The 13,830-nt window shown below is 72.9% G+C and carries 13 protein-coding genes; 7 read left to right on the top strand and 6 right to left on the bottom strand.

Annotated elements, in window-relative coordinates:
- Positions 1-31: 31 nt before the first annotated feature.
- A complete protein-coding gene (locus tag ACF1BE_RS01110; protein WP_392196869.1) occupies positions 32-241 on the top strand; it encodes a hypothetical protein in 210 nt (69 codons plus the stop codon).
- 34 nt (positions 242-275) lie between these two features.
- On the opposite strand, the gene ACF1BE_RS01105 is transcribed toward ACF1BE_RS01110, so the two are convergent.
- The 3 genes from ACF1BE_RS01105 to ACF1BE_RS01095 form a co-directional block, all read right to left on the bottom strand.
- Complete coding sequence (locus ACF1BE_RS01105; protein ID WP_392196868.1) at positions 276-1,352, bottom strand: S1C family serine protease; 1,077 nt, start codon at positions 1,350-1,352, stop codon at positions 276-278.
- Between the two features lie 56 nt (positions 1,353-1,408).
- The gene (locus ACF1BE_RS01100; protein WP_392197387.1) at positions 1,409-2,146 is read right to left on the bottom strand and encodes a class I SAM-dependent methyltransferase; all 738 of its coding nucleotides are present in this window, start codon (positions 2,144-2,146) and stop codon (positions 1,409-1,411) included.
- Positions 2,147-2,229: 83 nt separating this feature from the next.
- Positions 2,230-2,859: a DUF3043 domain-containing protein gene (locus ACF1BE_RS01095; protein ID WP_392196867.1), complete on the bottom strand. Its 630-nt coding sequence runs from the start codon at positions 2,857-2,859 to the stop codon at positions 2,230-2,232.
- Positions 2,860-3,105: 246 nt separating this feature from the next.
- Here ACF1BE_RS01095 and ACF1BE_RS01090 point away from each other — a divergent pair, with 246 nt between their 5' ends.
- From ACF1BE_RS01090 to ACF1BE_RS01070, 5 genes are all read left to right on the top strand, one after another.
- Positions 3,106-3,897 (top strand): PspA/IM30 family protein, encoded by a 792-nt coding sequence (locus ACF1BE_RS01090; RefSeq protein ID WP_121789173.1) that lies wholly within the window; start codon positions 3,106-3,108, stop codon positions 3,895-3,897.
- 32 nt (positions 3,898-3,929) lie between these two features.
- Positions 3,930-4,208: a hypothetical protein gene (locus ACF1BE_RS01085; RefSeq protein WP_392196866.1), complete on the top strand. Its 279-nt coding sequence runs from the start codon at positions 3,930-3,932 to the stop codon at positions 4,206-4,208.
- Between the two features lie 365 nt (positions 4,209-4,573).
- Positions 4,574-5,791 carry a sensor histidine kinase gene (locus ACF1BE_RS01080; RefSeq protein ID WP_392196865.1) on the top strand — a complete coding sequence of 406 codons (1,218 nt, stop codon included), beginning with the start codon at positions 4,574-4,576 and terminating at the stop codon, positions 5,789-5,791.
- Positions 5,788-6,468, top strand: coding sequence for a response regulator (locus tag ACF1BE_RS01075; RefSeq protein WP_392196864.1), 681 nt, complete (start codon positions 5,788-5,790; stop codon positions 6,466-6,468). The genes ACF1BE_RS01080 and ACF1BE_RS01075 overlap by 4 nt, the downstream gene beginning before the upstream one ends.
- Positions 6,469-6,649: 181 nt before the next feature.
- A complete protein-coding gene (locus ACF1BE_RS01070; RefSeq protein WP_392196863.1) occupies positions 6,650-9,751 on the top strand; it encodes an efflux RND transporter permease subunit in 3,102 nt (1,033 codons plus the stop codon).
- 96 nt (positions 9,752-9,847) lie between these two features.
- Here ACF1BE_RS01070 and nadA read toward each other — a convergent pair whose 3' ends face one another.
- Positions 9,848-11,032 carry a quinolinate synthase NadA gene (gene nadA, locus ACF1BE_RS01065; protein WP_392196862.1) on the bottom strand — a complete coding sequence of 395 codons (1,185 nt, stop codon included), beginning with the start codon at positions 11,030-11,032 and terminating at the stop codon, positions 9,848-9,850.
- A 295-nt stretch (positions 11,033-11,327) separates the two neighbouring features.
- On the opposite strand from nadA, the gene erpA reads away from it, so the two are divergent.
- Positions 11,328-11,684: an iron-sulfur cluster insertion protein ErpA gene (gene erpA / locus ACF1BE_RS01060; RefSeq protein ID WP_121789178.1), complete on the top strand. Its 357-nt coding sequence runs from the start codon at positions 11,328-11,330 to the stop codon at positions 11,682-11,684.
- Positions 11,685-11,778: 94 nt separating this feature from the next.
- On the opposite strand, the gene ACF1BE_RS01055 is transcribed toward erpA, so the two are convergent.
- Both ACF1BE_RS01055 and ACF1BE_RS01050 read right to left on the bottom strand, forming a co-directional pair.
- Positions 11,779-13,395, bottom strand: coding sequence for a hypothetical protein (locus ACF1BE_RS01055; RefSeq protein WP_392196861.1), 1,617 nt, complete (start codon positions 13,393-13,395; stop codon positions 11,779-11,781).
- Positions 13,396-13,496: 101 nt separating this feature from the next.
- Positions 13,497-13,706, bottom strand: a complete 210-nt coding sequence (locus ACF1BE_RS01050) for a hypothetical protein (protein WP_392196860.1) — start codon at positions 13,704-13,706, stop codon at positions 13,497-13,499.
- Positions 13,707-13,830 lie beyond the last annotated feature (124 nt).

Below are 13,830 nucleotides of genomic sequence, written 5' to 3'. Positions count from 1 at the left end.
GCCGGCACGTGTTGGATCGAAGGAGGACCACATGACGGCATGGACGTGGCGGTTCGAGACGGCCGACGGGACGGAGGTCCAGCCGGCCGTGCAGCCGGAGGACTTCACCACGCAGGGGGATGCCGAGTCCTGGATCGGCGAGCACTGGAAGACGCTGCGGGAGGGCGGGGCCGACCAGGTGCGGCTGTTCGAGGAGACCAGCGAGATCTACGGGCCGATGAGCCTGCACGCCGAGGTGTGAATCGGGCGAGCAGTGAGGAGGGCCGCCTCCCTCCTCACTGCTCGCCCAGCGTGACCTGAGCCGTCCGCTCCGTGCCGTCCCGCTGGTACGTCACCGTGGTCCGCTGCCCCGGCCGGCCCGCCGCCAGGGCCTCGGAGAGCGAGGTGATGGAGGTGACGGGCTCGTCGCCGAGCCGGGTGATGATGTCACCGGGACGCAGGCCGGCCCGGGCGGCCGGGCCGCCGCCGCGCACGCTGACCACCGCCGCCCCGGCCGGCTGGTAGTGGTCGTCCACCACCGTCCGCGCGGTGATGCCGAGGGCGGCCCGCCCGGAGTCGACGACCTTGCCCTTCTTGATGATCTGGTCGGCGACCGTGCGCACCATGGACGCGGGAATCGCGAACCCGATGCCCGGCGCCGCGCCGCCCCCGAGATCCGGGTCGGTCGCGGCCAGCGTCGGGATGCCGACGATTCGCCCGTTCAGGCCGACCAGGGCGCCGCCGCTGTTGCCGGGGTTGATGGCGGCCGACGTCTGCACCATGTTGGCGATGGTCGCGCCCGTACCACCGCCGGTGCTGCCTTCGCTGACGGTCCGTCCGGTCGCCGAGACGATCCCCTGGGTGACGCTGGACGACAGCCCGAGCGGCGAGCCCATGGCCAGCACGATCTGGCCGACCTGGACCTTCTCGGAGTCCCCGAACGCCGCGGGCCTGAGCCCGCCCGGCGGCCGGTCCAGCCTGATGACCGCGAGGTCCTGCTCGGGATAGGAGTACACCAGCCTGGCGGTGAGCGGCTCCTGGTTGTGGGCGGTGGTCACCTGGAACGTCTTCTCCGAGCCGACCACGTGGGCGTTGGTGACGATGTGCCCCTCGCCGTCGTACACCACCCCCGAGCCCAGGTCGTTACTCGCCTGGATCTGCACGACCGACGGCAGGACCTGACCGATGACCTTCAGGTACTGGCCCTCCAGGTCGGCCGCGGACGTCGGCACGGCCGCCCGGGCGGTCGTCGCGGTGTCCGCTCCGGCCCGGGCGGCGGGGCCGGAGCAGCCGGCGGCGAGGGCCGCGCAGCACGCCAGCGCGGCGGCCCGGACGACGGCCGTCCGCAGGACACGGACAGGGGAAGAGTTCATGTCCCGAGTCTCACCGCGCGGTGATGACCCGGCCCGTGCTGTTCCCCCGAACGGGCTCAGCCGCGTACGCCGCACAGATGCAGCAGCGCCGCCACCCCGCGGTAGGGGTCCGTGCGGCCCGCCCGCTCCTCGGCCGCGAGCAGCGTCCGGAGGTCCTCCGGGACCGCCGTGCCGTCCGCCACCGTGTCCGTGAAGACCTGGACGCCGTACCAGGCGTGCAGCGGGGCCGCGATGCCGTCGAGCGTGGCGGTGAGCGTCGCCAGCCGGTCGGCCCGGACGTCCGTACCGAGCCGGACGGGAGTCCCGCCGTCCGGGTCCGTCCGGGCGCGGGGGAGGTGGGCGGCGGCTTCGAAGGCGGCCAGCGCGCCCGCCCAGTCCCCGCCGAGACCCGGCCGCATGGCGAGCGCGTCGCCGTTGCGGACCAGCAGGGAGAGCAGACCGCCCGGCGCCAGCATCCGCGCCAGGCCGGCCACCAGCGGATCGGGCTCCGTCACGTACATCAGCACGCCGTGGCACAGCACCACGTCGAAACTGCCCGGCAGGAAGTGCACGCCGGTGTCCCGGCCGTCGCTCTGCAGCAGCCGGACCCGCTCCCGGATGCCCTCCGGCTCCCGGCCGAGTGCCTCACGGGCGGCGGCGAGCAGCGCCGCGTTCTGCTCGACCCCGGTCACCTGGTGACCGAGCCGGGCCAGCCGCAGCGCCTGCGCGCCCCGCCCCATGCCCACGTCCAGCACCCGCAGCCGCCGCCCGACCGGGAAGCGCCCGGCTATCTGCTCATCCAGCTGCCGGGCCAGCAGCTCCTGCCGTACGACCTCACGCAGCCCGCCGGGCCCCGTCGGCCGGGCGGACGCCGCGTCCCCGGTGCAAGCCTCTGCGCTCAGGGCCGCTCTCCGCGCTTGACCTGCGGCTTCGGCATCCGGAGCCGGCGCATCTGAAGGGACCGCATCAGGGCGTAGGCGACCGCGCCCCGCGTGTTCTCGTCCGGGAAGCGCTCCTTGAGCCGCTTCTTCAGCCGGAAGCCGCTGACGGCCGCGTCCAGCACGATCAGCACGATCACGATCAGCCACAGCAGCAGCGCGACGCTCTGGATCGCGGGCACCCTCACCACGCTCAGCACGAGGATCACGACGGCGAGCGGCAGGAAGAACTCCGCCACGTTGAACCGCGAGTCCACCCAGTCCCGGGCGAACTTGCGGACCGGGCCCTTGTCCCGGGCCGGCAGATAACGCTCGTCCCCGCCGGCCAGCGCCCGGCGCTGCCGCTCCAGGGCCTGGCGCCGCTCTTCACGCTGCCGCTTCGCGGCCTCCTTGCGGTTCGTCGGGGTACTGGCCACGCTGCGGCGCTGGGACTGGGCCTCACTGCGCTTGGGCGTGGGCCGTCCCTTGGGGGCCTGCGGGTCACGGGGCTGCTTGGAGAGGGTCACCTGCGCCTTGTCGGCGGTCGGGGCCTTCTCTTCCTTGGCACGGCTACGGAACACAAAACCCAAGGGTAAGCGCTGCACCGGCATGGTCCCTCGCCACGCGGGGAACGATCCGGCAACACCGGACGTCCTCAAGGGGACAGAGAGGACACGGGAGCGGGCGCTCCGGTACGACCACCTACTCCTTACGCCGGAGCGGTGCGGACCGCAGTCGTCCTCGGGGATGAGCGCATCACTCCCCGAACAGTGCGGTAATGGAGGCAGGGCCCGTACTGTGGGTCCTGTCGCAGGATCGGTGAGCTGGAGTCCGTCAGAAGGGGGCGCGCGAAGCCCATGAGCGGTGTCATGAAGCGTATGGGGATGATCTTCCGCGCGAAGGCGAACAAGGCCCTTGACCGGGCCGAGGACCCGCGCGAGACCCTCGATTACTCCTACCAGAAGCAGCTGGAACTGCTCCAGAAGGTGCGGCGCGGCGTCGCCGACGTGGCGACCAGCCGCAAGCGCCTGGAGCTCCAGCTCAACCAGCTCCAGCAGCAGTCCTCCAAGCTGGAGGACCAGGGACGCAAGGCGCTCGCGCTCGGCCGTGAGGACCTGGCCCGCGAGGCGCTGTCCCGGCGCGCCGCCCTCCAGCAGCAGGTGACGGACCTGGAGACGCAGCACACCACCCTCCAGGGCGAGGAGGAGAAGCTCACCCTCGCGGCCCAGCGCCTCCAGGCCAAGGTGGACGCCTTCCGCACGAAGAAGGAGACCATCAAGGCCACCTACACCGCCGCCCAGGCCCAGACCCGGATCGGCGAGGCCTTCTCCGGCATCTCCGAGGAGATGGGCGACGTCGGGCTGGCCATCCAGCGTGCGGAGGACAAGACCGCCCAGCTCCAGGCCCGGGCCGGCGCCATCGACGAACTGCTCGCCTCCGGCGCCCTGGACGACCCCTCCGGCATGCAGAAGGACGACCTCCAGGCCGAGCTGGACCGGCTCTCCGGTGGTACGGATGTAGAGCTGGAACTCCAGCGCATGAAGGCGGAGCTGGCCGGGGGCTCCCCGCAGCAGGCCATCGAGGGCGGTACCGGCCAGGGACAGACCCAGCAGCAGCCGCAGGACACCCCGCGCTTCGACAAGCAGTAGCCCCGCGCCGGGACCGAGCCGAGGAGGCCGACGTGATCGTACGGATCATGGGGGAGGGCCAGGTCGAGCTGGACGACGCCCACCTCACCGAGCTGAACAGGCTGGACGACGAGCTGCTCGACGAGATGGAGAGCGGTGACGGCGAGGGCTTCCGCCGCACGCTGACCGCTCTCCTGGACGCCGTCCGCCGGCTCGGCACCCCGCTGCCGGACGACGCGCTGGAACCCTCGGAACTGATCCTGCCGTCGCCGGACGCGACGCTGGAGGAGGTCCGGGAACTGCTCAGCGACGACGGCCTGATCCCCAGCTGACGCCGGCCACCCGACGCCCCCGGCCACCCGACGCCCCCGGCCACGCCGGCACGGGCCCGGCGGTAGCGGTGGCCGTGGTTGCGCGGTGGTCCCGCGTGGCAGCGGCTCCGGCCGTCGGGCTCCCGGGAGACGGGGCTCGGGGGGCGGCGGACCCGGACCGCCGGTGCCCTTCCCGCCTGGCCTGCGGCCCTCGTGCGGCCCGGGCCCGGCCCACCCCCGTGGACGGTGCGGTGCCTGCCCGCGGTGTCGTCGCCGAGACCGCGCTCACCGGCGTTCCCGCCGCAGCGGGGTCCTCGGGGAGTGCCGGTGGGCGGCGTTCGTCCGTGTGGCTGACCGGCACGGGGCCGGCCCGTACTGTTCACACCGTGAGCACTCTCGAACGCGCCCGGTGCAGCCTCAGGGCCCACCCCCTCGCGCTGGACGCGGCGCTCGCCGCGGGCGTGCTGGCCTGCATGGTCGCCGGTTCCTTCGTCGTGCCCCGGCGGGAGAACGGCGTGACCTGGGGCGTACGCGTCCCCGACACCCTCAGCCTCCTGCTGATGCTGGTCGGTGCCGCGGCGCTCGTCCTGCGCCGCCGCGACCCCAAGGCGGTCCTCGCCCTCACCGGCACCGTCTCCGTGGTCGAGTGCGTCACCGGCGACCCGCGCGCCCCGGTCGCGATGTCCGCCGTCGTCGCCCTGTACACCGTCGCCTCGACCACGGACCGCGCCACCACCTGGCGCCTCGGCCTGCTCACCATGACCGTGCTGACGGCCGCCGCCGTCTTCGCCGGCCCGCTGCCCTGGTACGCCCAGGAGAACCTCGGCGTCCTGGCCTGGACCGGTATCGGCGCCACCGCGGGGGACGCCGTACGCAGCCGCCGCGCCGTCGTCCAGGCCATGCGGGACCGTGCCGAACGTGCCGAGCGCACCCGCGAGGAGGAGGCCCGCCGCCGGGTCGCCGAGGAGCGGCTGCGCATCGCCCGCGACCTGCACGACGTCGTCGCCCACCACATCGCCCTGGTGAACGTGCAGGCCGGTGTGGCCGCGCACGTCATGGACAAGCGGCCCGACCAGGCCAAGGAGGCCCTCGCCCACGTCCGCGAGGCCGGCCGCAGCGCGCTGAACGAACTGCGCGCCACCGTCGGCCTGCTCCGCCAGTGCGGCGACCCGGAGGCCCCCACCGAGCCCGCCCCGGGCCTGGACCGACTGGAGGACCTCCTCACCACCTTCCGCAGCGCCGGCCTACCGGTGCGGGCGGTCGGCGCCGACCGGGCCGCCGGACTGCCCGCCGCCGTCGACCTGGCCGCCTACCGCATCGTGCAGGAGGCGCTGACCAACGTGCAGAAGCACGCGGGTCCCGGGGCCAGGGCCGAGGTGAGCGTCGTCCGCGCCGGCCCGGACGTGGAGGTCACCGTCCTGGACGACGGCCCGGGAGAACCCGGTGCGCCGGAGGCCGGCGGCGGGCACGGGCTGCTCGGCATGCGCGAGCGGGTCACCGCCCTCGGCGGCACCCTGACCACCGGCCCCCGCCCCGGCGGCGGCTTCCGCGTCCATGCGATCCTGCCGGTCCAGACGGTGACGGCCCAGGGGGAGCCCGTATGACGATCCGTGTCCTGCTCGCCGACGACCAGGCGCTGCTGCGCAGCGCGTTCCGGGTGCTGGTCGACTCCGAGCCCGACATGGAGGTGGTGGGGGAGGCCGCCGACGGGGCGGAGGCGGTCCGGCTGGCCCGGGAGCACGGCCCCGACGTCGTCCTCATGGACATCCGGATGCCCGGCACCGACGGCCTCGCCGCCACCCGGCTGATCAGCGCCGACCCGTCCCTCGGACAGGTCCGTGTGGTCATCCTGACCACTTTCGAGGTGGACGACCACGTCGTCCAGGCGCTGCGTGCCGGCGCCTCCGGGTTCCTCGGCAAGGGCAGCGAGCCCGAGGAGCTGCTCAACGCCATCCGGGTCGCGGCCGGCGGCGAGGCACTGCTGTCCCCGGCCGCCACGAAGGGGCTGATCGCCCGTTTCCTCGCCCGGGGCGACGACGGCGACGGCCCGGATCCGGCCCGCTCCGAACGGCTCGGCGCGCTCACCGGCAGGGAGCGGGAGGTCCTCGGCCTGGTCGCCGGCGGCCACTCCAACGACGAGATCGCCGAGCGCCTCGCGGTCAGCCCGCTGACGGTGAAGACACACGTCAACCGGGCCATGGCCAAGCTGGGCGCGCGCGACCGGGCCCAGCTCGTCGTGATCGCGTACGAGTCGGGGCTGGTCCGTCCGCGGACGGAGTGATCTCCACCCGGGTGTACTGCACGCGCAGTAGGAGCCGGACCAGGAACGGGACCTGGGGGCTACGGAGCGGCTCCCCGCGATGGTTCAGGGTGGTGGGGTGGGCGCTCACCTGTGCGTCCCGTCGCTGCTTCCGCCGCGTGGCGAAGCACTTCTGCCGCTCACAGAAGAGAGACCCTCACCCATGTCCTGGCTGTCCAGATTCAGCCTGGCGCAACGGGCCCTCGTCGGGCTCGTGTCGCTCGTCGCGCTCGCCTTCGGGCTGATCGCGATACCCCAGATCAAACAGCAGCTGCTGCCCACCATCGAACTGCCCATGGTGTCAGTGCTCGCCCCCTACCAGGGCGCCTCGCCCGACGTCGTGGAGAAGCAGGTCGTCGAGCCGATCGAAGACAACCTCCAGGCCGTCGAGGGCGTCACCGGTGTCACCTCCACCGCCAGTGAGGGCAACGCCGTGATCATGGCGTCGTTCGACTACGGCAACGACACCAAGCGGATCGTCTCCGACGTCCAGCAGGCCGTGAACCGGGCCCGCAACCGGCTCCCCGACGACGTCGACCCGCAGGTCGTCTCCGGCTCCACGGACGACATGCCGACCGTCGTCCTCGCCGTCACCTCGAACAAGGACCAGCAGGCCCTCGCCGACCAGCTCGACACGACGGTCGTACCGGCGCTGAAGGGCATCGACGGCGTCGGCCGCGTCCAGGTCATGGGCGTCCGCGACCTCCAGGTCACCGTCACCCCCGACGACGCGAAGCTCGCGCGGGCCGGCCTCACCGCGGCGGCCCTCGGCGAGGCCCTCAGGGCGGGCGGGGCGACCGTCCCGGCCGGCTCCTTCGACGAGGACGGCGCCAACCGCACCGTCCAGGTCGGCGGCGGCCTCACCTCGCTGAAGCAGATCAGGGACCTGACGGTCACCGGGGAGGGCGCGCGGAGGCCCGTACGCCTCGGTGCCGTGGCCACCGTCCGGGAACAGCCCGCCCCGGCCGACTCCCTGACCCGCACCGACGGCCGGCCGAGCCTCGCCGTCAACGTGACGATGGACCACGACGGCAGCGCGGTCGCCATCTCCGACGCGGTCGCGGACAAGCTGCCCGGCCTGCGCGCGGACCTCGGCTCGGGCGCCAGGCTCACGGTCGTCAGCGACCAGGGCCCGGCGGTGTCCAAGGCCATCGAGGGCCTGACCACGGAGGGCGCGCTCGGCCTGCTCTTCGCGGTCGTGATCATCCTGCTCTTCCTGGCGTCGGTGCGCTCCACGCTGGTCACCGCGGTGTCCATTCCGCTGTCCGTCGTCCTCGCCCTGATCGTGCTGTGGACGCGCGGCCTGTCGCTGAACATGCTCACGCTCGGCGCTCTGACCATCGCCATCGGCCGGGTCGTCGACGACTCGATCGTGGTCCTGGAGAACATCAGGCGCCACCTCGGCTACGGCGAGGAGCGGAAGCAGGCCATTCTCACCGCGGTGCGAGAGGTGGCCGGCGCGGTCACCTCCTCCACCCTCACCACGGTCGCCGTGTTCCTGCCGATCGGTCTGGTCGGCGGCATGGTGGGCGCCCTGTTCGGCTCGTTCAGCATCACGGTCACGGCCGCGCTGCTGGCGTCGCTGCTGGTGTCGCTGACGGTCGTGCCCGTGCTGTCGTACTGGTTCCTGCGCGCCCCCAAGGGCACGCCCAGGGACGCGGCCGAGGCCCGCCGCGCGGCCGAGGAGAAGGAGGCGAACAGCCGCCTGCAGCGCGCGTACGTCCCCGTCCTGCGCTTCGCGACCCGCCGCCGCCTCACCAGCGTGCTCATCGCCGTCGCCGTCCTGGCCGTCACGTTCGGCATGTCCGGCCTGCTCAAGACGAACTTCTTCGACCAGGGCGACCAGGAGGTCCTCACCCTCCGGCAGAAGACGAAGCCCGGCACCAGCCTGGCCGCCACGGACGCCCAGGCCCGGCGGGTGGAGAAGCTGCTCGCCGCCACCGATGGCGTGAAGGACTACCAGGTCACCGTCGGCTCCTCCGGCTTCATGGCCGCCTTCGGCGGCGGCACCGACACCAACCAGGCCACCTACCAGGTGATGCTGAAGGACTCGGCGTCCTACGACGACGTCCGCCAGCACGTGACGGACGGGCTGGAGAGGCTCCACGGCATCGGCACCACCACCGTGTCGGCCGGCGGCGGCTTCGGCAACCAGGACCTGAGCGTCGTCGTGAAGGCCTCCGACCCACGGGCGCTGCGCACGGCGGCCGAGCAGGTCCGCTCCGCGGTCGCCGGCCTCGACCACGTCACCGACGTCACCAGCGACCTCGCGCAGAGCGTGCCCCGGATCTCGGTCAGGGCGAACGCGAAGGCCGCCGCGGCCGGATTCGACGACCAGAAGCTGGGCGCCGCGGTCGCGCAGGCCGTGCGCGGTACGACGGCCACGAAGGCGGTGCTCGACGACACCGAGCGCGACGTCGTCGTACGGTCGGCAGAGCCCGCCACGACCCTGGCCCGGCTGAAGGCGCTGCGCCTCGGCCCGGTGAAGCTGGGCGACATCGCCACGGTGAAGTTGGTCGACAGCCCGGTGTCCATGACCCGGATCGACGGCCGGCGCGCGGCCACCGTCACGGCCAGGCCGATGGGTGACAACACCGGCGCGGTCAGCAGCAGGCTCCGGTCGGAGATCAAGGCCCTGAAGCTGCCCGCGGGCGCCACGGCCGAGATCGGCGGTGTCACCTCCGACCAGGACGACGCGTTCAAGAACCTGGGCCTGGCCATGCTGGCGGCCATCGCGATCGTCTTCATGCTCCTGGTCGCGACGTTCCGCTCGCTCGTCCAGCCGCTGATCCTGCTGGTCTCCATCCCCTTCGCGGCGACGGGCGCGATCGGCCTGCTGGTCGCGACCGGCACCCCGATGGGCGTGCCGGCGATGATCGGCATGCTGATGCTGATCGGCATCGTGGTGACCAACGCGATCGTGCTGATCGACCTGATCAACCAGTACCGCGCCCAGGGTCACGGCGTGGTGGAAGCCGTGGTCGAGGGCGGCCGGCACCGCCTCCGCCCGATCCTGATGACGGCCCTGGCCACCGTCTTCGCCCTGCTGCCCATGGCCCTGGGCGTCACGGGTGAGGGCGGCTTCATCGCCCAGCCGCTGGCGGTCGTCGTCATCGGCGGTCTGATCACCTCCACCCTGCTGACCCTGCTCCTCGTCCCGACGCTCTACGCGATGCTGGAACTGCGCAAGGAGCGCCGGGCGGAGAAGCGGGCGGCGAAGCGGCGGACGAAGGCGGAGCGGACGCCGGAGCCGGCCGGCGTGTGACGGCCGGAGTATGACGGCCGGCGTGTGACGGCATGAGAAAGGGCCGGGCCTCTCAGCGAGGTCCGGCCCTTTCGCGCGTGCCCGCGACAGCGCCGGCTACGGCAGCGCCAGCATCCGCTCCAGCGCCAGCTTGGCGAACGCCTCCGTCTCCTTGTCGACCTCGATCCGGTTGACCAGATTGCCCTCGGCCAGGGACTCCAGGGTCCAGACCAGGTGGGGCAGGTCGATGCGGTTCATGGTCGAGCAGAAGCAGACCGTCCTGTCGAGGAAGACGATCTCCTTGCCCTCGGGAGCGAAACGGTTCGCCAGGCGGCGCACCAGGTTCAGCTCGGTGCCGATGGCCCACTTGGAGCCGGCCGGGGCCGCCTCGAGCGCCTTGATGATGTACTCGGTCGAGCCGACGTGGTCCGCCGCGGCGACGACCTCGTGCCGGCACTCGGGGTGGACCAGGACGTTCACGCCCGGGATGCGCGCGCGGACGTCGTTCACCGAGTCCAGGCTGAACCGGCCGTGGACCGAGCAGTGACCGCGCCACAGGATCATCTTCGCGGCGCGCAGCTCGTCCGCCGTGAGGCCGCCGTTCGGCTTGTGCGGGTTGTAGAGGACGCAGTCGTCCAGGGACATCCCCATGTCACGGACGGCGGTGTTGCGGCCCAGGTGCTGGTCGGGCAGGAAGAGGACCTTCTCGCCCTGCTCGAACGCCCAGTCGAGGGCGCGCTTGGCGTTGGACGACGTGCAGATGGTGCCGCCGTGCCTGCCCGTGAACGCCTTGATGTCGGCGGAGGAGTTCATGTACGAGACGGGGACCACCTGGTCGGCCACCCCGGCCTCGGTCAGCACGTCCCAGCACTCCGCGACCTGCTCGGCCGTCGCCATGTCGGCCATGGAGCAGCCGGCGGCGAGGTCGGGAAGGACGACCTTCTGTTCGTCGGAGGTCAGGATGTCCGCCGACTCGGCCATGAAGTGCACACCGCAGAAGACGATGTACTCGGCCTCCGGGCGCGCGGCGGCGTCCCGGGCCAGCTTGAAGGAGTCGCCCGTGACGTCGGCGAACTGGATGACCTCGTCGCGCTGGTAGTGGTGGCCGAGCACGAAGACCTTGTCCCCGAGCTTCTCCTTGGCCGCGCGGGCACGCTCGACCAGGTCGGGGTCGGACGGCGACGGCAGGTCACCGGGGCACTCGACGCCCCGCTCGCTCCTCGGGTCGGCCTCACGGCCGAGCAGCAGCAGGGCGAGCGGAGTCGGCTGCACGTCGAGTTCCGGGGTCTGGGCGGTGGTCACGACACGCGACCCTTTCTGCTTTTCGTCTAACTGACGCTATCTATCATAGCCGGTTCACGTCACTTTGACGACGGCCATAGCGTCCATGTGACGTGAATCCCCTCGACGGCCTCCCCGCCCCTTCGCCGCCCGCCGAGATCGCTCAACCGCACCGTGTCCGCTTTCATGGGCATGTGCGAGCATGAGGAAGGAACAAGAAACGCGACCACCTGACTGCCCGGCCCGGAATGAATCCGCGGAAGCGCCGGTTGCACTCGTCGGCAAGCAGTCTCCGTACAACCCGGGAGAGATGTAGATGTCCGTATCGGACGAGACCACCACCGTCACCGACGGCATCATCCTGACCGACGCCGCCGCGGCCAAGGTGAAGGCCCTGCTCGATCAGGAAGGCCGTGACGACCTCGCGCTGCGCGTCGCCGTCCAGCCCGGCGGCTGCTCCGGCCTGCGCTACCAGCTCTTCTTCGACGAGCGCTCGCTCGACGGCGACGTGGAGAAGGACTTCGACGGGGTCAAGGTCGTCACCGACCGCATGAGCGCTCCGTACCTGGGCGGCGCGACCGTCGACTTCGTGGACACCATCGAGAAGCAGGGCTTCACGATCGACAACCCGAACGCGACCGGCTCCTGCGCCTGCGGCGACTCCTTCAGCTGATGCCGTGACCCGTCCGGCGGCGCGAGTGCCGGCGGTGTGACGAAGGCGGCGGCCCCCTGCCAGGGGGCCGCCGCCTTCGTGCGTGCGCGACGGGTCAGCGCGGCCGCGCCGACGCGTCCGGCCGCAGCGAGCCCGCCTCGGCCCTCGCGATCTTCCTGCCGTCGGTGCCGACCACCGTCCGCCCGTCCAGCGGGGCGCCCAGCCGTACCGTCTTCACGTACTCCCGGGCGATCAGCACGCACACCCGGTCCGGCCACGGCGTCTCGGTGACCTTCACCGTCACCCGGCCGCCGCTCTCCCGCGCCGACGTCCGGTAGTCGGCGCACACCCCGCCGGAGAAGCTCAGGTTCAGCGTCCGCCCGTCGGCCGTGTAGGCGCTGACCCGCACGCTCCGGCTCTTCCCGGGCGCACCGGACGTCCGTGGCGCCGAGGGCGCGACGGACGCCGGGGAGGGGGACGCCGACGCCAGATACGCCGGGTCGACCGCCGGGTACGTCACCGTGAACGCGCCACCCGCCGTGGACCCCCGCACCTGGAACAGCCAGGACGGCACCAGCGTCCGCCGGCCGCCGACGGACTGGGCGGCCAGCCCGAACACCGCCTTCTCCACGGTCACCGTGTCCCGGGCCTTCCCGGGCGCGGGCGCCCTGGTGTCCGTACCGCACGGCTGCTCCAGCCGGTCCTTCAGCGGAACGGGGGTGGCACACCCGCCGATCCCCATCCGGTGGCCGTCCTTCACCGGCCCGTTCATCAGGTCCAGCGTCCTTCGCGCGCCCAGCACGGGGTACGTGTCGCCCTTCACCGGCGTGGCCAGCAGCCCGTGCCCGCCGACCAGCTCGCCCCGCCGGCCGACGGTCAGCCCGGTCGCCCAGCCGTACGTGGGCAGGCCGCCCACGACGGGGTCGGCGTCGACCACCCGCTGGTCGCCCATGATCTCGCTCGCGTCGGTCTTCGCGTCGTCCAGCCCCGCCGCCTCCAGGACCGGCGCCGCCGCCTTCTCGGCGACGGCCGCGCTCACCGGGTCGCCGGCCGGGGCGGCCGGGTCGTGCGTGCAGACGGTCACCTTCCGGCAGTCGTCGGTGCCGGGCGCGTACCGGGTGAAGGTCCAGCTGCCGGGTGCGTCCCGGCTCACCTCCAGGACCGGCCCGGAACCGTCCTGCCCGCCGACCCGCCAGATCCGCCCCTCGGCCACCGGGCCGCCCGTGAGGCCGAACGCCTTCGCCAGCCGGGCCACCCGGTCCCGGCCGACCTCGGCCCCCGCCCCGTACACCGGCGCGGAACCGGGCCCGTCCGGCAGCTCACCCCGCGCCACGTACCGGACGCCGTACGGGTCCGGCTCGCCGGGCGCGATACCGCCCCTGCCGTCGGTGGCCCAGCCGTCCAGGGCGAGCGGCGGGGGAGCGGCGCCCCCGCCGGACGCGGCCGGACCGCCCGTACGGCCGCCGCCGTCGCTCGCGGCGAGGTACGCGCCACCGCCCCCGGCCAGCAGCACGGCCGCGGCGGCGACGGACACCACGACGGCGGCCGGCCGCCGCCGCCCCGCCTCGGGGGTCCTGGAGGTCTCGGACCCCGGGGAGACGTCCGGTACCTCCGCAGGGGTCCGGGAGTCGCTGTCGTCGGGTGCGGACGCCCCGGAGGGCTTCGCCGGCCGTTCCCCGGATGCCCGGGGAACCTCCGCGTTCCCGGCGTTCTCAGGCCGCTCGGTGTTCACCGCATCGCTCCTCGCTGGGTCGTGTCCCGAGTCCCCGGCGCGGGGGACGCCGATGGGACGCGGGAGGACGGCGCACGGTTCCCCGGAGCGTGTCCCGCCGGTCAGTCGCCGTAGTCCGACATCGAGTCCAGCAGCCGGACGGACCGCGCGGGCACCGACACGCCGTGGATGCGGGACGGCGGCACGGGCCGGGGCTCGGCGTGCTCGGGGGCCGCCCAGTGCGGGGCCATCCGGGCGCAGTCGCCGCGGAGTGCGGCCAGGTCGCCGTCGGTGCCGGCCGGGGCGGAGGGGGTGACCTTCGGGTTCGTCATGACCGCACCGTAACCACGTCATGAGCCGCGAAGAAAGATCTACTATCGGGTAGTTTCGTCAACTACAGCGGTGGCCCCCGAACGGGTAGCGTGAACTGTCAACTCAGCCTCCCGCAGGAGATTC

This window comes from Streptomyces sp. NPDC014991 (assembly GCF_043080665.1).
Lineage (GTDB): Bacteria > Actinomycetota > Actinomycetes > Streptomycetales > Streptomycetaceae > Streptomyces.
Note: the sequence above shows the minus strand (reverse complement) of the source record. Positions and strands in the feature narration are given on the sequence as shown.